At 41.6% G+C, this 24,534-nt stretch carries 16 protein-coding genes; 14 read left to right on the forward strand and 2 right to left on the reverse strand.

Annotated elements, in window-relative coordinates; translation table 11 throughout:
- Positions 1-91 precede the first annotated feature (91 nt).
- The 6 genes from pdxR to LJD61_RS04515 all read left to right on the forward strand — a co-directional run bounded on the left by pdxR (position 92) and on the right by LJD61_RS04515 (position 6,327).
- Positions 92-1,513, forward strand: coding sequence for a MocR-like pyridoxine biosynthesis transcription factor PdxR (pdxR, locus tag LJD61_RS04490; RefSeq protein WP_255226315.1), 1,422 nt, complete (start codon positions 92-94; stop codon positions 1,511-1,513).
- Positions 1,514-1,967: 454 nt separating this feature from the next.
- On the forward strand, positions 1,968-2,534 hold the full coding sequence (locus tag LJD61_RS04495; protein WP_255226424.1) for a biotin transporter BioY: 567 nt from the start codon (positions 1,968-1,970) through the stop codon (positions 2,532-2,534).
- A gap of 214 nt (positions 2,535-2,748) precedes the next feature.
- The gene (locus LJD61_RS04500) at positions 2,749-3,738 is read left to right on the forward strand and encodes an acyl-CoA dehydratase activase-related protein (RefSeq protein ID WP_255226316.1); all 990 of its coding nucleotides are present in this window, start codon (positions 2,749-2,751) and stop codon (positions 3,736-3,738) included.
- A 3-nt stretch (positions 3,739-3,741) separates the two neighbouring features.
- The gene (locus LJD61_RS04505; protein ID WP_255226317.1) at positions 3,742-4,833 is read left to right on the forward strand and encodes a CoA protein activase; all 1,092 of its coding nucleotides are present in this window, start codon (positions 3,742-3,744) and stop codon (positions 4,831-4,833) included.
- A gap of 12 nt (positions 4,834-4,845) precedes the next feature.
- On the forward strand, positions 4,846-5,811 hold the full coding sequence (locus LJD61_RS04510) for an acyl-CoA dehydratase activase (protein WP_255226318.1): 966 nt from the start codon (positions 4,846-4,848) through the stop codon (positions 5,809-5,811).
- A gap of 63 nt (positions 5,812-5,874) precedes the next feature.
- Positions 5,875-6,327: an FMN-binding protein gene (locus LJD61_RS04515; protein WP_255226319.1), complete on the forward strand. Its 453-nt coding sequence runs from the start codon at positions 5,875-5,877 to the stop codon at positions 6,325-6,327.
- Between the two features lie 106 nt (positions 6,328-6,433).
- Here LJD61_RS04515 and LJD61_RS04520 read toward each other — a convergent pair whose 3' ends face one another.
- Positions 6,434-6,850 carry a transcriptional regulator PerR gene (locus LJD61_RS04520; RefSeq protein WP_255226320.1) on the reverse strand — a complete coding sequence of 139 codons (417 nt, stop codon included), beginning with the start codon at positions 6,848-6,850 and terminating at the stop codon, positions 6,434-6,436.
- A 336-nt stretch (positions 6,851-7,186) separates the two neighbouring features.
- Between LJD61_RS04520 and LJD61_RS04525 the strand changes: the two genes are divergently transcribed.
- From LJD61_RS04525 to LJD61_RS04535, 3 genes are all read left to right on the forward strand, one after another.
- Positions 7,187-8,434 (forward strand): argininosuccinate synthase, encoded by a 1,248-nt coding sequence (locus tag LJD61_RS04525; RefSeq protein WP_255226321.1) that lies wholly within the window; start codon positions 7,187-7,189, stop codon positions 8,432-8,434.
- A complete protein-coding gene (argH, locus tag LJD61_RS04530) occupies positions 8,431-9,819 on the forward strand; it encodes an argininosuccinate lyase (protein ID WP_255226322.1) in 1,389 nt (462 codons plus the stop codon). The genes LJD61_RS04525 and argH overlap by 4 nt, the downstream gene beginning before the upstream one ends.
- Before the next feature lie 159 nt (positions 9,820-9,978).
- The gene (locus LJD61_RS04535; RefSeq protein WP_255226323.1) at positions 9,979-10,488 is read left to right on the forward strand and encodes a GNAT family N-acetyltransferase; all 510 of its coding nucleotides are present in this window, start codon (positions 9,979-9,981) and stop codon (positions 10,486-10,488) included.
- Positions 10,489-10,514: 26 nt separating this feature from the next.
- Here LJD61_RS04535 and LJD61_RS04540 read toward each other — a convergent pair whose 3' ends face one another.
- Positions 10,515-11,399, reverse strand: coding sequence for a nitroreductase family protein (locus LJD61_RS04540; protein ID WP_255226324.1), 885 nt, complete (start codon positions 11,397-11,399; stop codon positions 10,515-10,517).
- Positions 11,400-11,902: 503 nt separating this feature from the next.
- On the opposite strand from LJD61_RS04540, the gene LJD61_RS04545 reads away from it, so the two are divergent.
- The 5 genes from LJD61_RS04545 (at position 11,903) to LJD61_RS04565 (ending at position 24,528) form a co-directional block, all read left to right on the forward strand.
- Positions 11,903-12,886, forward strand: a complete 984-nt coding sequence (locus LJD61_RS04545) for a tyrosine-type recombinase/integrase (RefSeq protein ID WP_255226325.1) — start codon at positions 11,903-11,905, stop codon at positions 12,884-12,886.
- A 426-nt stretch (positions 12,887-13,312) separates the two neighbouring features.
- Positions 13,313-15,703, forward strand: a complete 2,391-nt coding sequence (locus LJD61_RS04550) for a fibronectin type III domain-containing protein (protein ID WP_255226326.1) — start codon at positions 13,313-13,315, stop codon at positions 15,701-15,703.
- Positions 15,704-15,753: 50 nt separating this feature from the next.
- Entirely contained in the window at positions 15,754-16,335 is a 582-nt protein-coding gene (locus LJD61_RS04555; RefSeq protein WP_255226327.1) for a fibronectin type III domain-containing protein, read from the forward strand.
- Positions 16,336-16,383: 48 nt separating this feature from the next.
- Positions 16,384-18,069 carry a S8 family serine peptidase gene (locus LJD61_RS04560; RefSeq protein WP_255226328.1) on the forward strand — a complete coding sequence of 562 codons (1,686 nt, stop codon included), beginning with the start codon at positions 16,384-16,386 and terminating at the stop codon, positions 18,067-18,069.
- 21 nt (positions 18,070-18,090) lie between these two features.
- Entirely contained in the window at positions 18,091-24,528 is a 6,438-nt protein-coding gene (locus LJD61_RS04565; RefSeq protein WP_255226329.1) for an RHS repeat-associated core domain-containing protein, read from the forward strand.
- Positions 24,529-24,534 lie beyond the last annotated feature (6 nt).

The following is a 24,534-nucleotide window of genomic DNA, read 5'->3' on the forward strand; positions in this document are numbered from 1 at the left end:
TTTTTGTTATATCATTATTGCTCAACAGAGTTTGAAATAATTGAATCTTGTGATAAAATTGTATCGATACAAGCTTAGAAAGGGTAATAATATGTCATTGGATTTGAGAATAGATAAAAACAAGGATGAAGCTGCATATTTTCAGATTTATGAGCAGATACGAGCGCTTATAATAAGGGATGCCCTAGAGGGCAACAGCAAGCTGCCTTCAATAAGGGCGCTGTCCAAGGCTCTGGAGGTGAATTCCATTACGGTTATAAATGCTTATAATATGCTGGAGAAGGAGAGGCTGGTCTATAAAAAGGAGGGCAGCGGGACTTTTGTGATACCAAAAGGAGAGGATTTGCTGTTAAGTGCCGAGCCGGCCATGTATTTTGAACCCGGCGAGCTTGATATGGAGCTTGAATATGATGAGGAATACATAGATTTTTCCATATCGTCTCCGGACCCCAAATTGTTTTCCATAAAGGATTTTCGCCGGGTGATGAATGAGGTCCTGGAAGAGGACGGGGCCAAAGCATTCATGTATCAAAAGAGCATGGGGTATACACCATTAAGGGATGCTCTCGCGGGTTATGCCAAAGGATACGGCATCAACTGCAGCCCCGATGATGTTTATGTGGTATCCGGAGCCCAGCAAGGTATAGATATCATTTCCAAGGCTTTGGTCAGAAGCGGAGATTGTGTCTTTGTAGAGTCCCCGACCTACAGCGGTGCCCTGGCAGCTTTCAAATCAAGGGGGGCAAAGCTGGTGGAGGTGCCGATCAGCGAGGACGGTCCCGGCATAAAGGAGCTGGAAAGGCTCGTTAAGCTGTTTAAGCCTGTTTTGTTCTACACTATGCCTAATTTCCACAATCCGACGGGCAGCATATATTCGGAGAGGAAGAAGAGGTATATGCTGCTTTTGGCCCGGAAGCATGACTTCAGAATACTGGAGGATGATTACTCCGGAGATTTGAACTATACGGATTCCAGGCTTTTGCCCGTAAAGGCTTATGACAGCAATGAGCGGGTCATTTATCTGAAAAGCTTCTCTAAAATTTTCATGCCCGGTTTCCGCCTGGCATATATGATAGTGCCTGAGGACATCAGAAAGAAGGCCGCCGATGCCAAAATAGCCTCTGATATTTCTACTTCAGGCCTGATGCAGAGGATATTATGCAAATATATCGAAAAGGGTATATTGGATAAACATATTTCATATTTAAGAAAAGAATTTAGCGTAAGGTACCTGGAAATGGTAAGAGCAATAAAAAAGTGCATGAGGGGGGTCAGCTTCTTTGAGCCTAAGGGGGGCTTGAACCTATGGATAAAGCTTCCCGAAGCGATCAATTCACAAGAGCTTTACGAAAGATGCAAAGAAAAAAAGGTGATTTTTTCACCGGGCACATTTTATTATAACGACGGCAGGGGACAGGACCATATCAGAATGAGCTTTGCAGCTTCAGATATCGACAGGATATGGGAGGGCATATCTATTATAAGCATGGAAGCAGAAAAGATGAGGAGTTGATGCTTTCTATTGTTAACCAAAATAAAAATGAGAGTTGACAAATCTAAACTAAAGTCGTATTCTCATAATGTAAACTTGATTCCACTGCAAAAACACTAATTAAGCTTGCCCCAGGGCATCTTATCTTGCTTCTGCGGAGCAATTCACCTTAAGTTGTACTGACTGATAAAAGAATGCGTTGTGAAGGGGCTTAGAGTTTGTTAGCGAAGTATAGGAAAAGTTGCGTCAACTGTTTGAGCCTATATGCTGTTAAATCAGAAAACTTAATAACTTACTTGAGTTTTAACAGTAATGACAAACACTACATGCGAGTTTTGACGCAACCCTATACAAGCTTACAAAGTCTTAGTCCCGAAGCTTTCGCAATCGTTATCAGTTAGCACAACAGACCTGCTAAAAATGAGTTATCGCAGTAAAATCAAATCTTAAAATGGAACGGTTAACAATAGAAAGGATGGTCAATTTGAAATTTACAACAAAAGAAATCACTCTGGTATCCCTCTTTGTTGCTCTTATCACGATAGGCTCCAAGATCACAATACCATCGCCCATAGTGCCCTTTACCATGCAGTGGATGTTCGTTGCATTATCCGGCCTGCTGCTGGGGTCCAGGCTCGGCAGCATCAGCGTAGCCGTATATGTTATTTTAGGGCTTATAGGATTGCCTGTTTTCACAAAAGGAGGAGGTATAGGATATATATTGTCCCCAACCTTTGGATATCTGGTAGGCTTCACAGCTGCTGCCTATATTATTGGAAAAGCCGCTGAAAAGATGAAAGGCGATATGAGCTTTATAAAGGTTCTAGGAGTTATGTCTTTGAGCTTGCTGCTGGTATATGCCATAGGTGTCACCTATATGTACCTTATAGTCAATGTTTACCTTGGCAGGTCCATACCGCTGGCAAAGGCCGTCTGGACAGGTGCATTGATCTTCATGCCGACCGACATGCTTTCGGCTGCCCTGTCATCTTTGCTTGGAGTGAGGATAGCCCGCCAGATCAAAACGATTATACAGAATTAATCTCTTAACATTTTTTAAGAACTCAACAAAAATGCCTTGATATGTATAGCGTGCTTGCATTATATTGCAATAAAGAGAGCAACAATTATGCCATTTATCATTAGAAGCGCAACAAACAATATTTGTCATGATATCAGTCCTAATCAAAGTTGGTAGTTTTATAAATCAAAGTATAGAATTGATATATATTGTATTTAGAAGGGGGTTAACTTCCTTGAAGATAGGCATCCCAAGAGCGCTATTATATTATTATTATCACCCTTTATGGAAAACATTTTTTGAAAAACTGGGTTTTGAGGTAGTTACATCAGGGAAGACCACTAAAGAGCTTATCGATAGGGGAATCAAGGCCTCGGTGCCTGAAATATGCGTTCCCATCAAGATATTCAACGGTCATGTTCTGGAGCTTCTGGATGCAGGGGTAGACTATCTTTTTGTGCCCAGGATGATGAACATAAGGAAGGGTGAATTTTTTTGCCCTAAATTCATGGGGCTTCCCGACATGGTCAGATATAGCTTGCCGGGGGCTCAGGACAGGATTCTCTTTCCCAAGATTGCGTCATCGTCCGATGATATTTCGGATGTCCATATATACTCGGAGATGGGAGAAGCTCTGGGCGTATCACACAAGCAGATAAAGGATGCTCTTCTGGATGGGCAAAAATCCTGGGAAGAGTTCAGAAGGATATCCCAAAAAGGCTATACTGCTTTGGAGGCTTTGGATTATGTTGAGACGGGGAAGAAGTCTGATAAGCCTATGGAAGCCTATAAGGTCACGATAGGGCTTATGGGCTATGTATATGATGTGTATGATGAATTTGTAAGCATGGGAATAGTAGACAGGCTGAGAGAAATGAATGTCAGGGTCATAACCTTTGAGATGATGGACGAAGAATTGCTGGACAAAGAATTGACGGATATGAAGAAAAGGCTTTTTTGGACATTTTCCAACAAGCTCCTTGCATCTGGCTATAGATTTCTTAAGGATGATGATATAGACGGCATCATCCATGTCACAGCCTTCGGCTGCGGGCCGGACTCATTGATAGGGAAGCTTATGGAGCTGGATTCCAGTGAATACGGCAAGCCCTTCATGACCATCAGAGTGGATGAGCATACAGGAGAGAATCACCTTCAAACACGAATTGAGGCGTTTATAGATATGATCTACAGAAAAAAGTTAAAGGCTAAGAAGGAGGCATAAACCATGAAAGTTGCGTTTCCCTACATGGGAACCACAGTGATCTATAAAAAACTTTTAGAGCTTTTAGGACATGATGTCATTGAGCCTCCTGAGCCTACTCAGAGAACCATTGATCTGGGTGTAAAATACAGCCCGGAGTTTGCCTGCTTTCCTCTCAAGGTTGTCCTTGGGAGCTATATAGAAGCCGTTGAGCTGGGAGCCGAAACCCTGGTCACATCCGGGGGACATGGGCCTTGCAGAGCCGGTTTCTACGGAGAGACCCACAAGAAGATATTAAAAAATCTGAACTACGATGTGGATATAATAATATTTGATGATTACAAAAGGGATGTTTGGGGAACAATTAAAAAGGTGTTCAAGATAAAAAACGGCAAATCATGGCTGTATCTGTGGCGAGCCATTAAAACAGTGTATTCCATGGCTAAAGCCCTGGATGATATAGAGAAAAGAATTGAGAGAATGAGAGCCTATGAAGTGAGCAAAGGCGAGTGCACCAAAGCATGGGGAACCATAAAAAAATGGTTCGATGAGGTTAAGAATGTTGAAGACGTGCACAAGGCTGAGGCGGAAAGCAATAAGCTTTTGGACGGCATAAAGCTTATTGAGGTTTCCGAGGCTGATAGGATCAGGATAGGTATAGTAGGCGAAATTTATGTTGTAATGGAGCAATCCATCAATTTGAGGATAGAAGAGATGCTGGGAAACCTCGGCGCAGAAGTGGAGAGATCCCAATATCTTTCTCAGTGGATAGATTTCAATCTGATACCGGGGGCTTCGGCCAAAGCCCATGAGCTGGAAATTTTGAAAAAGGGTGAAAAATATATACAGGAGATCATAGGCGGCCATGCAAAACAAACCGTGGGCCATATTGTAGATTATGCCGAAAGAGGCTTTGACGGGGTAGTCCACCTTATGCCTTTTGCTTGCTTGCCGGAGCTTATAAGCCAGAGCATAATACCGGCCATCAGCAAAGAGCATAATATTCCGGTCATAACCTTGTCTATCGATGAACAAACCGGGGCTGCCAATACCTTGACCAGGCTGGAAGCCTTTATGGATCTTATAAGAAATTTTAAAAGGACAAAAATTGCATGATGGAGGAAGCATATGGAGAGAGTGTTCGTAGGTATTGACGTAGGTTCCGTCAGTACCAATGTAGTTGCTTTGGATGTAGAGGGGAATATTGTCTCGGTTCAGTATCTGAGGACCAATGGGCAGCCCATAGAAGCTGCAAGATGCGGTTTAAGGAATTTAAATAATGAATTCAATAAAGAGATCGAAGTCCTGGGAATGGGGACCACGGGCAGCGGCAGGCAGCTTACCGGAATAATGGTGGGCGCCGATGTGATAAAAAATGAAATAACTGCTCATGCGACTGCAACCATAACGCTTGTTCCGGAAACCAGAACCATATTTGAAATAGGGGGACAAGATTCCAAGATAATATTTCTAAGGGACGGAATGGTCACCGATTTTGCGATGAATACTGTATGTGCGGCAGGTACAGGCTCCTTTTTAGAGCATCAGTCGGAGAGGCTTGGAATTCCCATTGAGGATTTCGGGGATTTGGCTTTGACGGCCCAAAAAAATGTGCGAATCGCAGGACGCTGCACAGTATTTGCGGAATCGGATATGATAGCAAAGCAGCAGTATGGTTTTTCTAAAGCAGAAATAATCAATGGGCTATGCGAAGCCCTGGTGAGAAACTATATCAATAATCTAGGCAGAGGCAAAAAATTAGAGCCGCCCTATGTCTTTCAAGGCGGAGTGGCCGCCAACAAAGGTATAGTCGCTGCCTTTGAAAGAGAGCTTGGCCATGAGGTCATCGTGCCGCCAAACTTCAATGTCATGGGAGCTGTAGGGGCGGCGATTTTGGCCAAGGAGCACGTTGAAAGGTCCGGTAAGGGCACAAGCTTCAGAGGCTTTGAATGTGCAGATCTGGAATTTACCCCCACCAGCTTTATATGCGGCGGCTGCGATAATTCCTGCGAGGTAATAAAGGTCCAGATGGCCGGAAGGACCATGGCGATGTGGGGAGACCGCTGCGGCAAATGGACAAATTCAGTAGTGTAAAATAACATATTGTATGCATATATTAAGCCCTTCCATAATAACTTATATAAGAGATAGAGTTAGATGGGAGGGATTTTTATTAAACATAAAATTATATTGCTGACCAGAAAAAGAGTGATGATTTATGCACTGATTATTGTTGTCCTTATTTTAGCAATTATTGCGCTGACACACTTAATGAGAAATAGAGAAGAACCTGCGGCATCCTCAAACAGCTTCATTTATTTGCAATATAAAGATGGGAAATACATAGGCAATGAGAAAACGGATAAAGGGAATATTCAAGTGGAGGTTACAATAAAAAAGAATAAGATCAAGGATATAGAAATATTGGAATTTCCGCAGGAGTACCTGTCGGCTCGCAAGGAACTAAAGGATGAAACGGCTAAAGTGATAGAGAAAATAATAAAAACTCAGGAGATAACCAGCATTGAAGGTATGGAAGAGTCATCATATATAGTGAACAAGCTCCTGAAAGCCGTAAGAATTGCGCTTGATCAATCCTTGCTGCAATAGCTTATTTTTAGCAGTCAGCACAACAAGCTCCAATCAGTATCGCAAGTAAAATCAACGCTAAAAAACCCTGTCAGAACGTGATCTGACAGGGTTTTATTCTGCGCTTTTAATGGGTCTGCTGACAGTGAGGGCAATAGCCGTAGAAATAAAGCTGCTGCTTTACGAGGGTATAGCCGGTTCTTGCCTTAACATTATCCAATAAGTCATATATCATGTCGTCATTGACATCATCTACTCTGCCGCATTTTAAGCAATGTATATGAGGATGCTGTGTAGTGTTGGCATCATATCTGAAGCTTCCCTCCCCAAGGTTAAGCTCCTGGACCAAACCGATGCTTTTGAATACTTCTAAGGATTTGTATACTGTAGCCAGGCTCATGGTAGGGTACATGGGGAGCAGTTTGTTATAAATCGCTTCAGCTCCGGGATGCGCTTTTGTTTCCTTTAAAGCATTATATATAGCCAACCTTTGCGGTGTTACCTTAAAACCGTGATCTTTCAACATTTTAGTGACTTTAACCATGATATTCCTCCAGGAAAATATACTATACTAAAAGAATAATTTAAATAAAACTTTTTGTCAAGCGTCTGTTTGGATGCTGCATTAATAAGTATACTAAAAATGTGAATATATTAGCCTGGCATTTGCTCATACATATGCACAAACAATATGCAAGAAAGACCGGATAATGGCTTAAAACACTTGAAATAAAAGAGATGCTTGATATCTGCAATGGAAAAATTATTTAATATCGATGCATATACATAAAAAATAATAGGAAATTTATGAAATGTACTTGCATAAATATACTAAATTCGTTATAATTATAATTAATTTTAAAAATAGGGAGTAGATATCATGAAAGTGTCAAAGAAAAAAGTAATCCTGGCTTATTCGGGCGGTTTAGATACTTCGGTCATTATACCATGGTTAAAGGAAAACTATGACCTGGAGGTCATTGCCTGCTGTATTGATGTGGGCCAGGGCGACGAAACAAATATAGTAAAAGAAAAAGCTATAAAGAGCGGAGCATCAAAAGTTTATGTAGAGGATGTAAAGAAGGAGTTTGTGGAGAATTATATATTTCCCACTCTCAAAGCAGGTGCTGTCTATGAAGGCAAATACCTGTTGGGCACTTCCTTTGCAAGGCCGTTGATTGCAAAGAAGCTGGTTGAAGCAGCCGAAAAAGAAGGGGCTGAATACATAGCTCACGGCTGTACAGGAAAAGGCAACGATCAGGTTCGATTTGAACTTTCGATAAAATCGATGAGACCGGATATTAAAATAATAGCTCCATGGAGGATATGGGACATAAAATCCAGGGAAGATGCGATAGATTACGCCGAAAAAAGAGGAATACCGGTTCCTGTTACTAAGGCGAAGCCGTACAGTATGGACAGGAACCTATGGCACCTGAGCCATGAGGGCGGAGACCTGGAGGATACCTGGAACGAGCATCCTGCCGACATGTATCTGATGACAACACCGCCGGAGAAAGCACCGGATAAACCCAGCTATGTGGAAATAGGATTTAAAAAAGGCATACCCGTATCAATAAACGGCGTATTTTATGACCCTGTAGCATTATTGGAGAAGCTGAACAAGATAGGCGGAGAGAATGGGATAGGTATATCGGACATGGTGGAGAACAGGCTTGTGGGCATGAAATCCAGGGGCGTATATGAAACTCCCGGAGGCACTTTGCTGTATACGGCTCACAAGGAATTGGAGTACCTGACATTAGACAGGAACACCATGCAGTTTAAGGATATGGCAGCTCAGAAGTATGCCCAATTGGTATATGACGGCCTTTGGTTCACACCCTTAAAGGAAGCCCTGGATGCCTTTGTAGACTCTACTCAGGAGTGCGTCACAGGGGTCGTGAAGCTTAAGCTTTATAAAGGCTTATGCTCCAGTGTAGGCTCCAAGTCCCCGTATTCCTTATACAACAAGGACTTTGCCACATTCGGAGAAGATGAGGTATATAATCAGAAAGATTCGGAGGGCTTCATAAATCTATTCGGGCTCCCTTTAACCGTAAGAGCTTTGATGAACAAGAAAAACATGGAGGAAATGCTTGAAGCTTCAAGCAAAAAGGCTATATGAAATTATGGGGCGGCAGATTTGAAAAGAATACCAATGAGATTGTAGATTCCTTTCAAAATTCCATAAAGTTTGATTACAGAATGTATAAGCAGGACATAAAGGGAAGCATAGCCCATGCCGGGATGCTTGGATATAAAGGAATAATCGGCCAGAAGGACGCAGAAACCATCATCAAGGGGCTGGCTGAAATATTGGCGGATATCGAGGCAGGCAAGGTGGAATTTAAGCAGGAGGCTGAGGATATTCATATGAATATTGAAAGCCTCCTCATAGAAAAGATCGGCCAGGTAGGCAAGAAGCTGCATACCGGAAGGAGCAGAAACGATCAGGTGGCATTGGATTTCAGGATGTATCTGAAGGAAGAGATGGATGAAATAATATATCTGATCAAAGAGCTCTGCAGCCTGCTTTTAAAGAAAGCAGAAGAAAACGCTGAGCTCATAATGCCCGGATATACCCATATGCAAAAAGCCCAGCCTATAACCTTAGGCCATCATTTGATGGCTTATTTCCATATGTTCTGCCGGGATATGAATAGATTCCATGATTGCTATGGGAGGACGGATGTAATGCCTTTGGGCAGCGGCGCGCTGGCCGGCACCACCTACGACCTGGATAGGGAGATGGTAGCAAAGGAGCTGGGCTTCGGCAGCATCAGCGGCAACTCCATGGATGCAGTGGGAGACAGAGACTTTGTCATAGAATTCATAAGCGGCTGTTCTATACTTATGATGCATTTGAGCAGGTTCTGCGAAGAGCTCGTGCTATGGAACAGCCATGAATTCGGATATATAGAAATGGATGACTCCATGAGCACGGGCAGCAGCATAATGCCCCAGAAGAAAAATCCCGATGTGGCTGAGCTTATCAGAGGCAAAACAGGAAGAGTATACGGGGATTTGATGGCTATGCTCACGATCATGAAGGCGTTGCCTCTGGCCTATAATAAGGATATGCAGGAAGACAAGGAAGCCGCTTTTGATGCGGCTGATACGGTAAAGAACTGCATAGCTGTATTCATACCTATGTTTGATACCATAACCTTTAATAAGGAAAAGATAAAAGAAAAGCTCAAAGGCGGATTCCTCAATGCGACGGATGCCGCTGATTACCTGGTATATAAGGGAGTTGCCTTCAGGGATGCCCATGAAGCCATAGGCGGCATGGTCAATTATTGCATCAAAAATAAAAAAGCCTTGGAAGATTTAAGCCTGGAAGAGCTTAAGACCTTCAACCCCTCTTTCGAATCGGATATATACGAATATATAAGCATGGAAAGCTGTGTGCTGAGAAGGAATACGGCTGGAGGGCCTTCGCCAAAAAGGGTTCTGGAAGCCATAGAGGAAGGAAAGAGGCATTTAGATATCATTATTTCTAAGGATTGAGGGAAATGGCAGCATAATAATATATTTGGCATAATATAGCGGTATGGATAGTTGAAAAGTAGCAGCATATAGGATAATATTAACTATGAGGATATTTTTCATGATTATTTGAGCTATATTTGAAGCAAATGCATTATTATGATATGGAGGCCTATTATTGTGGACAATAATATTATCGGTCAGAAATCTGTCCTTATCCCGATGACCCAGGAGGACTTGAAGATGTTGCATGCGTGGGCATGTGACCCTTTGGTATGTCAGAATTATCATAAATGCCTGACGGATGAAGAATCAATGTTGAAGCAGCTGCTTTGCAAGCCTGATGACAATATTGAACTGTATACTATAAATACAAAAGACAGCATATCCATAGGCAAACTTTCGATAGAAATAGCAAATGATAATACTGCAAACCTTGATATGCTTATCGGAGAAAAGATATACACAGGGAAAGGCTATGGCAAGGATGCGCTGAAAGCAGCAGTAAAGCATTGCTTTGAGGATCTAAACCTGGACGCAGTCAAGATGGTCATCAAACAGGATAACATGAGGGCAGAATATTGCTGCTGGTCCTGCGGCTTGAGAGAAGATAAGTATTACGTTTCAGAGAAAGAAAACAATAATACATCCAGAATGGTAATTTATAAAAAAGATTATACAGGATATTGAAAATAGCAGGCTTGGGCCTGCTATTTTTAAAGCTCTATTTTGGCTATGATGCTGTATTCCTTACTATCGGCTCTGTCTTCAAAGAAGCTCCATTTTCCCGGAATCCCCAGGTCCTTGGCCAGGCCTTCCGCCGTATACATCATTATGCCTGCATCCACATAGTTTTCTTTATTTTCCGGGTTGAGGATGGCCAAATATGCTTCCCCGTCCTTCAGTATGAAGCGGCAGGGCTGAATATTCTTATAAGAGGGAGCATTTCTAACATATAAGAATAAATCTGCAATGCCTCTGGTCTCCAATTCCTCATAGGAAGCCTCATTTCCCCATTCATGCATATAAACGACTTCACCTACTCCAAGCCTTGCGTTATCAAGGCCGGTGGTCCCGATGACCTGAGTTCCATAAGGATCTGTCTTGTATGATGAAGAGACATTCTGTACAAACATAGACGGTGCTTTTTGCTTCAGGGCTTTTTCATCTACTTTACCAAAGGCTAGCAAGTAGTTTATATTGTTTTTATTATCCTTCAAGATATCAGCTTTTACTTCGGAGGGCACATTCCTTATATTTATCCAGCAGCTTCCCAAATCCGTTTCAAATAGCTTTTTTACTATGGACTGCATAAAATATGCGCCTAAAAACTCGGTTTCAAGCTTTTCATTTGCCAGGGAAAGACCTATATAATATGGGCTTTTGATCATTACACCGCTGTAACCGCCCACACCTTCAAGCTTTTTAAAAACTTCAGAACCATTTTCAAACAATATGAATGAAAAGCCTTTTTCTCTGCCGACAGTAGTATTTATCTCGCCCAAATATGCTTTAATATCGCCGAGAACAATGCTTTCTACACTGCTTTCTTCATAATCTCTGATAGATTGAAGATTGGCTAAAAATTCTCTAAAATTCATAGTTGCGCCTCCTTGTTAAACATTTCTAATTTATTATATATTAATCCATCTAATAAAAAATATCAACAAAGTTGAACGAGACTTCATTCAGGGGGGATTCAATTCCCACTGAATGTTAGTCGAGTCCATAGAAGGTGAATTGCCCCACAGGGGCAAGAGAGGCTGCCCTGGGGCACTGGACTTAGCCGCTCTTGGCAACCGACGCCTATAGAGGCGGGGTCTTAGAGCGGGTTAGTTCAGTGATAAAGTCAATGTCAAGTTCAAAATATAAGCATTAAATAGGTATGTAAATAAAAGGAATAATATGTTGAAAAATGGTGAACGGTATATAAAGGTAAATAATGATTTATATAGAAAATATTAGTATATCGAAAATTGTATTTGCTCATTTCATTACGAGCTTTAAATCGACAAAAACTTATAAATTATATATTTAAAAACCATAATTACCCTGTGTGTTATATTGGATATGTATATTATTAATCGATTTGGGGGGGGCAATTATGGAAAAAGAAATCAAAAACTTTGGGTATCATCTGTCTATCGAAAAAAACTTAAGCAAGAAAACTGTAACTACATATACGAACTGTCTTTATTGTTTCACTTCATATGTAACAAATGTAGAAAACTTCGATGAAATCACTATTCCGGATATCAAAACAGAAACAGTTAAGAGATATTTGATCTATCTAAAGGATGTAAAAAGAAACCAAATATCAACGATCAGCTTGAAAATATCTGCGCTAAAATCCTTCTATACATATCTGGTTGAACAAAAAAAGATAAAAAACTATGAAAATATAATGCTGGAAATAAAAAAGCCTAAGCTTCCTAAAACTTTACCTACATACCTGACAGTTGATGAAGCTGAAAATTTTTTGCTCGGCATCAAGCTGCTATCTAATAATGTCGTCAGAGATTATGCCATATTTTCACTATTCTTGCTGACCGGGGCAAGGCTTTCTGAATTGCAGCATTTGCGGCTTGATCAAATAAACTATAGAAATCATACAGTAATCTTCTATGGTAAAGGCAGCAAAGAAAGAACGGTGCCGCTGCCCGAAAGGGCAGAAAATGCTTTAAAAGATTACATAAATGACTCCAATATATATAAAGCCAATAATATGCATGGGCGCGTGCCAAAAGAAGAAACAAACATTGTATTTCTAAACAAGTACGGTTTGCCATTCAGCGAAAGAGGGGTACAAGATTTGTTTATAAGGTTAGCAAAAAAAACCGGCATCTATCGCAAAGGGCTATCCGTGCATAAGCTGAGACACACTTGTTTTACCTTGCTATATGCAAGCGGTATGGAGCTTTTAAAGCTAAAATCAATAGCAGGACACGAAAACCTTAGAACAACTGAAATCTATACACATATCGATACTACTGACTTGTATAAAGATATGCAGCACCACCCATTAAATCATAATAATATTGATACTGCAGCAATTTATCGTATAAAAGAGACGCTTTTAAAGAAATAAAAATGGAAATTTTCTAAGAAATAATGAAGTATAAATATTCATACAAGAATTGGCAAAAAATCTTCATCTAATAAACATTTTCTACAGCTGTGGATAGATGAGGTTGAGGCCGATGACTGGAGTCAAGATATACAAACCCACTGGGGAAGCGTTTTTTATACTGGCAATTATGAAAGTTCAAAATGGTATTCACCCGAACTAAGCGCAACCGTAATTAGCGGGCCAAGAATACACAGAACAAACGGTGTTTATTATGTAGATGTAGAAATATATGGACAAGCAATAATAAAAAAACGAGGAAGTTCTGGTGAATCTGTTAAGTATTCAGGTACGGCCAATACTTCTGTAAATCTAGATAGCAGCTATGATTTTGATAAGTATGATTATAACTTTCAAGTCACGCGTGTAACTTGCACTGAACACAGTATGAGAGGAAACGAATATGGAGTTAGAGCTTATTTAAAAGTCATAAGGCAATTAAAAAATCAATCACCTACCCTAACCATAACCCAACCTACATCTAATAGTCCATTATCTGAAGCAGATACTGCTTTTGTCCCTTCTATATCCGTATCTGACCCTGATGATGATACCTTGACATGCAAATATTATATCGATGCAGAGACCACACCAAGAGATACGAAGATGGCTACGAGTACCAAGACAGCTAAAACAGTAAACTTTAATTCTATTAATATAGGGACCTTAACAGAAGGAAACCATACCATGAAATTTGAGGTAAGCGACGGCAAAGCAGCCGCTGTGACAGCTTCGGTGGCTTTTAAAGTGGACAAGACACCGCCGACTTTGGGCACCGTAACCTTTTCTTCCACGATGACAGGCATTACGATATCAGGAACTGCAACGGACAGCATAGCAGGCATGGACCCATATCCATACAAATATACAGTATCTACAAAAGCAGCAACCTCATGGGTTACTGCAACAACATATACACAGACGGGGCTTTCACCTAATACTCAATACACAGCAACCTTCGAAGCAAGAGATATAAAAGCACATATAGCAAAAAAGACCCAAAATATATACACAAAGGCAGAAGTGCCTTCAAAGGTGACAGTAAACAATCCTACCTCGTACACGCTGGATGTATCGGTAACAGACGGGAATCCGGCTGCAACCCAATATCAGATAAGCTTAAATAACAATACAAAATATGTGACGCCGGAAGGAACATTGACATCATCGCCCGTATGGATAACACTCTCAGGCAAGAAGATAACAGTAAAAGGGTTAAGCCCAAGTACGGCATATACTTTCCAGGTCAAAGCCAAAAACGGAGACGGCGTAGAAACAACGCAAAGCTCTGGTGTAAGCGGTACGACCTTGATCGCTCCGCCTGCTGCACCGGCCAATATAATAGCTACAGCTACAGACAAGACCATAACCGTATCCTGGGAAGGAGCGGCCACAGCGACAGGATATGATATAGAAGCAGATGGAGTAATAATCGACAGGGGGACAAGCACTACATTCACCCATACAAATCTCTACCCGGGGACACCTCACACATATAGGGTAAGAGGCAAAAATGCAGGAGGGCCGGGAAGCTTCAGCGCGCCAATATCAAAGTCGACCTTGCCGAGCAAGCCCGAGGTGCCTGCAAATATAAAAGCGATTCCACAAAGCACTTCAGTCACAGTAACATGGAACAATGTGCCCGGAGCGACAGGCTATGATATAGAAGTAGACGGAGTACAGGTGAACAATGGCCCCAATACAAACTATATACATGGAAGTTTGACCCCCGGAACCAATCATACATACAGGGTCAGAAGCGTCAATGCAGGAGACAAAAGCGATTGGAGCAGCCCTGTTGCCACTACGACACTGGTAGACTCAACGCCGGTACCGGTGAACCTAAAAGCAGAGCCGTCATATAACCAGATAAAAGTTACATGGAGTGCCGTCGATGGGGCTACAGGCTATGAAGTGGAAGTAGACGGCATAAGGATAGATAATGGAGCAAATACAACATATATTCACAAAAATCTGATACCTGACACCCAGCATATGTATAGAGTGAGAGCAAAGAAAAACTCTGTGATATCAGACTGGAGTGCAGCAGTGATATCCACAACCCTTATAGAAGCATTCGGCACACCGATGAACTTCAGGGCAGATGCGGACGACACATTTGTAATACTTACATGGGACCCTGTAGCGGATGCAACAAGCTATGAATTAGAGATTGACGGAGTAGTAATGGATAACGGGATGGAGACTATCTGTATCCATGAAGGACTGCTGCCAAGCTCAGAGCACAGCTATAGGATCAGGGCGAAGAATGAAGAAAAAACAAGCGAATGGAGCCAGATATTAAATATTACAACATATGTGCTTCCCAGTCCAAAAGACTTTACTGCGACAGTGACGGAAAACTCAATAAAAACGGTATGGGAAGAGGTATACGAAGCTGCATCCTATGATCTAGAATTCGACGGCTCCATAATATCGGATATACGTACGGCAGAATACGAATCCACAGGACTTCTGCCAAATACGCAGCACACTATGAGAGTAAGGGCTATTGGACAAAATGGCTCGAGCAACTGGAGCGAAAAGCTTACAAAGTCCACATTCTTTAATGGCTTCAATACGCCTCATATATCAGGGCTGGCCAGAAGGACCTCCGTCTATCTGATGTGGAATCCTATGGATGAAGCAATAGCATATGACATAGAGATAGACGGACAAATTATTGAAGATATAGCAGATACAAGCTATCTCCATAACTCACTGGTCCAGGGGACAGAACATTCATATAAAGTGAGGGCAAAATATGAATCAAAATAGGAGATTGGAGCAGCAGCTTTAAAGTATCCACGCTGTCGCAGAACCCGGAGATGCCCACAAATGTAGCGGTATCATCAACAACAAGCTCCATACTGGTATCATGGGATAAAGTCAACGGAGCAGAAGCCTATGAAGTAGAAGTAGACGGGGTAATAGTTGATGGCGGAAACAGTACAAGCTACCTCCACAGTGGCTTGATACCGGAGACAGAGCACAACTACAGGGTAAGGGCAAGGAATGTAGGCGGATACAGCATGTGGAGCGAAATAAAAAATATAAAGACAAAGAGTACGGTACAGATATATGTCATAGACAGCCTTCAAGAAGAAGATGTGAATTTAATACTATCGGCAGCACATATACAAGATCTGAACAATTATACCTTTACAGTAACATACAATGTGGATGACTTTGAGGTGATAGACCTGTGCGCCATGACTCCAAGGACAGATTTGAATACCGGAGTTATAACGGGAACGGACATAACCATCACCCAATTCACACCGGGAACAATAGTGTTCAAAAAGGCGGGTGCCGCCCAAACCTGGGAGGTATGGTCCGGAGCTGTGAACAGCATCAGATTCAAAGCAAAACGGGAAGGACAATCTACTATCACATATAGTATCAATTAGCAAATATCAAGATGCAACAAAATGATATCAGTATGGAAGGAGATTATGATGAAGAGGATTAATTCACATACATCAAAATTACTGATGATAGCTTTGATAGTTTTTAGCCTTTTCAGTTTTTCTTATGCTGCAGCAAAAGACATACCGGGAGATGGAAAAATCAATGTTGAAAATAATGAAAGAGAAAAAAGCGAGATATTAGTAAAATATAAGAAAAATGCTGATGAGAAAAAAATTAAGGACAGTATAAAAATCAAAATGAACCTGCCAAAGCTGGAGGTAAAAAAACAATATAAAAGTGCAAAGCTTGACTTGATCTCGATAGATAAAAATTCAGACATAGATAAGGTTATCGAAGAGCTGAAAAAAGATCCTAATATAGAATACGCACAACCAAACTACAAGCTTGAAATAATGGCGCTGCCGACCGATGCCAGGTTTACCGAGCAATGGGGGCTTCAAAACACAGGGCAGGAAGTGGAAGGAAAGTTCGGAAGATCCGGTGTAGATATCAATGCGGCAAATGCATGGAATATTACAAAAGGATCATCCAATGTTGTCATTGGGGTGCTGGATACGGGCATTGACATAAACCATAATGATCTTAAGGATTCCATATATGTTAATACAAAAGAAATCCCAAACAACGGAATAGATGATGACAAGAACGGGTATATAGATGATGTAAAGGGATGGGACTTCATAAATGCGGACAACACTGTATATGACTCACCGAGCCTCGACCTTCACGGCACTCATGTGGCGGGGATAATAGCAGCCATGTCAAATGCCGACGGTGTTACGGGTGTGGCTCCGAATGTGAAGATCCTGCCCCTAAAATTCATACATGGAAACTGGGGCTATACCTGTGATGCCATAGATGCCATCGAATATGCCATGGCTGCAGGGGTCAAGATCATAAACTGCAGCTTCGGAGGGACAGATAATAACTTTGCCTTAAAGGATACCATGGTGAATAGCGGGATTCTCTTCGTGTGTGCAGGAGGCAATAGGGCAGCGGATGTATCTATGTCCCCTGTATATCCTGCATGCTTTGATATACCCAATGTGCTCTCAGTGGCATCCATAGACAGCAATGGAGTGCTCTCTCCATACTCTAGCTATGGAAGCAAAATACATGTAGCAGCACCGGGGATAAATATACTTAGCACCACACCGGGAAATACCTTTGATTATCAATCAGGCACCTCAGCATCTGCGCCTTTTGTCACAGGTACTGCTGCTTTGGTCAAAAGCCAATTTCCAAATCTCACATATGCCCAGGTAGCCCAGAGGATAAAGGACAATGTAGTGCCCTGTACGAACCTTGCCGGCAAAGTCAGCACAGGAGGCAGGGTCAATGCAAATGCGGCACTAACCAATGTAAAGCCGGCGGCGGACACATATATGGGGCCCGGAAATGATGATGGCACAGTGCCCGGGGGGCAGCAGGGAGGAAATGAAGACACCTGGTATACCCAGGACCAGCTTGCCAGGATAAAGGAAAGGATGCACTACGGCGAAAGCGGAGTAAACCCTGCATCGGGAAACTACTCCTTTACCTGCAATGACCTAAGCATCCTGGCTCCCGGCTTTATGGTCAACATATCCAGGACATATAATTCGAGAGATGATATAAATCCGTTGATGGGGCAAGGCTGGACCTTCGGCTTTGAAGGTTATCTGAGGGGTACGAATGTGGTTGACGTATCTCTTCCGAACGGTGGTTCTTAAAGATTCAGGCTCCAAAACGGCGTGTACACTCCCGAGGATTCCAGAAGCGCTCTTGCAAAGAACGCAGACGGCACATATGTGTTGACTGCGAAGGATCAATATAAATACTATTTCAATACAAACGGGCGACTCAATAAAATGGAGGACAGAAATGGCAATGCTGTAGTAATTTCCTTCGGCACCAACGGCAAAATAAATGCAATTACAGATACCGTAGGGAGGACATACACAATAAATTACAATACCACAAATGGCTATATCGATAATATAGTATGCCCTGAGGACAGGATCATAAGCTATAAATATGATGCCAGCAACAGGCTTACTGAGGTCAAGGATGCCATGAACAACCTTATGAAATACTCCTACGATACATGGGGATTTATGACGGAAATAAAGGATCACTACGGCAAGCAAATCACAAAGATCACCTACAATCATAATGAAGGAGAGAACCAGCATAAGGTATCCCAGGCCATCGACGCTTTAGGTGATGTAGTGAATTATTCCTACGATACCACAAACAAAAAGACCACCATTACAGACATGAACAATAGAGTGTATACCTATTGGTATGATTCCTCCATGTATACTACAAGAGTCCAGGACCCGGATGCAAAGTCCACATACACCGAGTATTTCCTCACAGGCGGGAAGAACAAATATGGAGATGTAAAATCTGTAATAGATAGAAACGGCAATAAGACAGAGTACGAAATAGACGATAGAGGAAATGTTATAAAGACAATAAATCCCGATGGAAGCTGCAAGATATACAGCTATGATGACAAGAACAATCTTATATTGGAAAAGGATGAGCTGGGCAATCAAACCTTCTATATATATGACACCAATAAGAAGCTTCTATTAAAAAAGGCCCAGCCTCTGAACGGGACAGATGTGTATTCCCAGGGCTGCGACGAGACAAAATTTGCCGTCACCCAATACGCCTACTACACTGCTGCGGAAGCTAAAGCCCAGTTTAACTGCAATGCAGGGGGGCTCCTAAAAAGCATTTCAGACCCTGAAGGGAATATTACAAGCTATACCTATGATGCTGACGGGAATATAAAGACAGAGACAGACCCTGAGAGCAAGGTGACAGCTTATTTATATAACAGGATAGGGCAAAAGACCAGAGAAACGACACCCAAGGGATACAATACTGATTATGTGTATGACAAGAACGGCCTGCTGGAAAAGACTATTCTTGACGATGGAGAGACTACCAGGATCATATATGATGCCAACGGGCGAAAGGTGCAAGAAATATGGCCCGGCCAGTATGACCCTGCCAAGGATGATATGGCCAATCACAAATACAATGATGCAGGAGCAGGCTTCAGATACACATACTATGACAGCGGCATGGTCAAGACCATTACAGACCCTTTGAACAATACGACAAGCTTCACCTATGACGTATATGGGAACAAGATTACCGAGACAAAGCCAAACGGAGCGGTTTACAGATATGAATATGATAATATGGACAGGCTCACCAAGGTTTTCTTTAAAGATAGTGCTGTTTCCTTTGAGTTCATTCTTTATGAATACTCCTATGCTGTGCTCTCCGACGGCAAGACTCAAAATACGGAGATAGAGCATATAAATGATGGGCTGAAGGCTTCAGCAGTATATATCTATGACTATGCAGACAGGCTTGCAGAAAGGCAAAATCCTGACGGAACGAAGGAGACATCGACATATAAGCCCAATGGATTGCTTGAAACAAGCACAAATGTGGACGGAAGCATAACCTACTTCAAATATGATGCTCTCAACAGGCTTACCGAGCAGTGGACTCCTTTTGAAACATCAAGCCAGGGCATACTATATACCTATACGAAGATCGAATACGATAAGGCAGGCTATAAGAAAGCGGAAAAAGCAGGCAAAGGGAAAGTTGCTCTTTTCGAAATGCCCTCCGGTTTTGTAACTACTAGCTATGCCTATTATAGAAATGGCCTTTTAAAATCAGCAGCTGATTCAGCTGGGAGAAGGACAGAATATCAATATGATGATGACGGCAATATGTCAAGAGAAGATGTATATGTCAGTGCTGAGAATATGAAGACCAAAGAGTATTCATATAATCATCTGAACAAAGCAGTGGAACAAAAGCTCCATGTCAGCGCCAAGGATATTTTCGGCAACAGCTTTGACAGTACGGATGAAAAGATACTTCTGACATCCTACTCTTATGATAAAAACGGCAACCTAAAGACAGTCACTGATCCCAGGATGGTGACAACTTCTTATACCTATGACCATCTAAACAGGCTCCTCAGTGAAAGCAAGCCTGGAACGGATGAAAACGGCGCGCCCGTCACTATAATGACCTCCATGACCTATGACTGGGAAGGCAAGCCGCTGACCACTAAAGACGCCAATGATAATACTGCTTTCTATGAATATGACAAGAGAGGATTTTTGACAAAGGTAACTAACGCAGAAGGTGGAATAACCCTATACGCCTATGACAGGGCAGGCAGAAAGCTGTCGGAAGTATCACCAAAAAACTATGACTCCGCCAAGACCATGGATGAGATGAATAGAATAGAATATGTCTATGACATTATGGGCAGGATCCTGCAAAAGATAGACATATATAAAGATGCCGGCAGCGGCAGTTGGATAAGGATAAACGCAAAAAATCTTGAATACGATAATAGAGGCAATGTAATAAAAGAATCCGATGCATTGGGATATGAGCAGGACTATGGAACGGAATACACATATAACCTTGCAGGCAAGCCGGTGACTTTTATAGACCCCGTTACCCGGCAAAGAGGCTTGCCCTTCACCATAAAGTACGAATATGATTCATTGGGAAGAAAGATCAGCGAGACCAATGCAAAAGGGGTAGAAACGCTATACTCCTATGATGATGCAGGCAATCTTTTGACTGTAAAGGTAAAGAAAAACTCATATTCGGAGGAAAAGGCCTTAAGGACGAATACTTATGACCTGACCGGAAGGCTATTGGCGGAGACCGATGGAAATGGACATACTACAACCTATGAATATAACGCTTTGGACAAGATCAGGAAAGCAATAACCCCCGGTGACAGCACGATAGAACCCAATATATTAATATACCAGTATGATGAAAATGCCAATACGCGCTTGAAGAAGAATTCCATAGGAAGGATAGAAGAATATTCCTATGACGGCCAAAACAGGGTGATATCATACACCAGCAAGAAAGCTGATGGGACCCAGGCCATAACTACCTCGGCCAAATATGACAGGAATGGAAATAAAAGATTTGAAACCGACGGAAATGGCGTGACCAGAGAAAACATGTTTGACAGTCTGAATAGACTCATAGAGACAAAGACGACTGTAAACGGCATAGAGAAAAGCACATCATATGCCTATGATGCAAACGGAAACCAAACAGAAATGACTGATTGGCTGGGCAATGTATACACAAACATATACGACCCGCTTAATAGGCTGATTGAAAAGCAGGATCCATATACCACCATACAGATGCTCGAATACAACAAAAATAATCTTCAATCAAAATCCTATGATGCGCTGGGAAATATGACTCAATTCAGCTATGACAGAAACGGAAGGCTCATCTATACCATCGATGCCGAAGACCATGTGACGACCCAATCCTATGATGATCTAGGCAATATTGAAGCCGAAACAGACGGACGGGGCATATCCATAGTATATGAATATGACGAATTCAACAATATGACAGCCGTAACCAATGCAAAAGGAGAGAGGACAGAATATGCCTATGATCTTAACGGCAATATACTGACCCAAAAAGATGCAAAGGGCAATACGACCACCTATGAATACAATGCAGCAAACAAAGCAATAAGAAGGATCGACCATGGAGGCCGGACAGGACAAGCAGGGAGATATGTATATATAAATGACAAAGTAGAGAGCTTCACATATTATCCCGACGGAAATATGAAGGCAAAGAAGGATAGAAAGGGTCAAATAACGAACTATACCTATGATATACACGGAAGGCTCACCGAAGAAAGCATAGGCTCTGAATCCGTATCATACACCTATGACGGAAACAGCAACGAGCTCACAATGACAGACGGCACCGGAACAACTAAACGCACCTATGATGAAGAAAACAGAGTGCTGACAAAGACAGTGCCCCATATGGGCATCTTGACATATCAATATGATATAACGGAAGCCGAAGGCTGTCATGCAGAAATATCAACAGACCCGAAAGGCAATGAAACCACAAAAGTATATGACAAAGCAGGAAGGCTCATAAAAGTAATATCAAATGCTGAAGAAACAATATTTACATACTATGGCAACGGCAGCAGAAAGAGCGTAGAATACCCGGAAGGAGCAAAAGAAGAATACACCTATTACAAGGATAACCTGGTAAAGACCCTTGTAAACAAAAAAGCAGACGGAACCATAATAGACTCATACAGCTATAAATATGATGCTGCCCACAATCAAATAGAAAAGCAAGACCAAAAAGGAATAACCAACTATGATTATGACAGCCTGAACAGACTTGAGAAAGTCACCGAACCAGACGGGAAAATAACGGAATACATATTTGACAAGGCAGGCAACAGGATACAAGAAACCATCACACAAGGCTCCGAAACCATAGCGACCACCTATGAATACAACGAACAAAACAGGCTGATAAATACGATCACCAGAAACGGAGCTGTAACCGAAACCGCCAAATATGAATATGACCCAAACGGCAACACAATGACCAAGGTGGTAGAAACAACAAAGCCTGTAGACCCGAACCTCACTGGAAGCTTTGACTTCAACAAAGCAGGTCAAAGCACAGACAAAAACATAACCTACTATGAATATGACTCATGGAATCAACTGATAAAAACAATAGAAGGTGACAAGACGATAATAGCTGCCTACAACGGATATGGGCAAAGGATAGAAAAAACAATAAACGGAATAACCCAAAGATACCTCTATGAATATGACAAAGTAGTCCTGGAGACAGACGGTCAAGGCAATGAAACAGCAAGAAATATATATGGAACAAATCTGCTTGTAAGAGAAGCAGAAAATGAAACAGCCTACTATATGTATAACGGTCATGGAGACGTAACAGCTTTGCTGAATGACCAAGGCAATATAATAGGGAGCTACTACTACGATGCATTCGGCAATATCACAGAAGAAACAGGAGAAGCCGATAACCCATACAGATATGCAGGCTACAGATATGATGAAGAGACAGGCATATATTATCTTAATGCTAGGTACTATGACCCCAAAATAGCAAGATTCCTTACCGAGGATACCTATAGGGGGCAAATATATGATCCGCTGAGTCTGAATCTATACACATACTGTTATAATGAACCGATAATGTATTATGACCCTAGTGGACATATAGTAACAGATTGGGATAAAGAACATCTAAGCAAAGCTGAACAAGATTTAGTGCAGAAATATTCGGATAAATGGACTGAATACAATGAAAAAGCAAATGACCCCGGTCTTACTCAAAAAGAAAAAGAGAAAGCATTAGAAAAAAGAGACGAACAACATGACTCTGCTGAAGAAATAAGAAAAAAGCATAGAAACGAAAATGAAATAGGAAGAGGAGACGGGCATACAGTAAATAAAAGCACAAATGAGATAGTAGGGAAAGAAAAAGAGAAAAAGGATAAAGCAGATAAAGAGGATAAAAAAAGTAAAAGCACAAATAACACCATCCCACAAATAAATGACAGCCCAAGTTATCCAACAACGGGAAGCAAGCTGCTTGACAACTTTGGTGGATGGATAATATCTGTAGATGATAGCTTATTTGGTGGGAAAGCTTATAAAGTAAGTGAAAAGATAGACCAGTTAAGAGGAATAGATTCTTTTAGTAAGAGCGATTGGCTTAGAAACCCGGATTTTAGCAAGACATATACTGCTGGATCGATCACCAATAGTATATTTGGTGTAATATCCTTAGGAAATGGACTTAAGAGCCTTATAACGAGCTCAGGAGAAATAATAGTAAACTCAAGTGGAGCGATAGTAGACATAATAGCAAGTAACGGAACAGCAGTAATACAAACAGCAGAAGGTGTCCGGATTACCTATAATAGTATTGATAATGTTAATAGGAGCAGTGGCTATGTTGGAAATGAGGGCGGGAGTAAAGATAATTCCATGTTTGGGGAGAATGGAACCCAGGTAATAAGTAAGACTGTATGGAAAGAAAAGGGTAGCCAAGCAAGAATAGATGTTGAAAACCCTAACCCTGGACAAAGACCTGGACAGATTCACTATCAAGACGCAAATGGAAAGAAGTACTTATTTGACCCACAAAAGCAAGTGTTCGTTGATAAAAATGGAAATGTTGCACCCAAGTCAGTAAATGCTAATCTAAATAATCCTGATTTTGTGAAGAAACTAAATGTTGGATTAGAGCAGTATTTGGGGGAACCAGGAATAAAATTACCATAGGGAGAT

The sequence above is a fragment of the Lutispora saccharofermentans genome, assembly GCF_024363565.1.
GTDB classification, from domain to species: domain Bacteria; phylum Bacillota; class Clostridia; order Lutisporales; family Lutisporaceae; genus Lutispora; species Lutispora saccharofermentans.

Bases quoted from the DNA above. Each gene is read 5' to 3' on its own strand.
- pdxR (WP_255226315.1), top strand. From the start codon at position 92: ATGTCATTGGATTTGAGAATAGATAAAAACAAGGATGAAGCTGCATAT.
- LJD61_RS04495 (WP_255226424.1), top strand. From the start codon at position 1,968: ATGGTCAATTTGAAATTTACAACAAAAGAAATCACTCTGGTATCCCTC.
- LJD61_RS04505 (WP_255226317.1), top strand. From the start codon at position 3,742: ATGAAAGTTGCGTTTCCCTACATGGGAACCACAGTGATCTATAAAAAA.
- LJD61_RS04510 (WP_255226318.1), top strand. From the start codon at position 4,846: ATGGAGAGAGTGTTCGTAGGTATTGACGTAGGTTCCGTCAGTACCAAT.
- LJD61_RS04515 (WP_255226319.1), top strand. From the start codon at position 5,875: ATGGGAGGGATTTTTATTAAACATAAAATTATATTGCTGACCAGAAAA.
- LJD61_RS04520 (WP_255226320.1), bottom strand. From the start codon at position 6,850: ATGGTTAAAGTCACTAAAATGTTGAAAGATCACGGTTTTAAGGTAACA.
- LJD61_RS04525 (WP_255226321.1), top strand. From the start codon at position 7,187: ATGAAAGTGTCAAAGAAAAAAGTAATCCTGGCTTATTCGGGCGGTTTA.
- argH (WP_255226322.1), top strand. From the start codon at position 8,431: ATGAAATTATGGGGCGGCAGATTTGAAAAGAATACCAATGAGATTGTA.
- LJD61_RS04540 (WP_255226324.1), bottom strand. From the start codon at position 11,399: ATGAATTTTAGAGAATTTTTAGCCAATCTTCAATCTATCAGAGATTAT.
- LJD61_RS04545 (WP_255226325.1), top strand. From the start codon at position 11,903: ATGGAAAAAGAAATCAAAAACTTTGGGTATCATCTGTCTATCGAAAAA.
- LJD61_RS04550 (WP_255226326.1), top strand. From the start codon at position 13,313: ATGAGAGGAAACGAATATGGAGTTAGAGCTTATTTAAAAGTCATAAGG.
- LJD61_RS04555 (WP_255226327.1), top strand. From the start codon at position 15,754: ATGCCCACAAATGTAGCGGTATCATCAACAACAAGCTCCATACTGGTA.
- LJD61_RS04560 (WP_255226328.1), top strand. From the start codon at position 16,384: ATGAAGAGGATTAATTCACATACATCAAAATTACTGATGATAGCTTTG.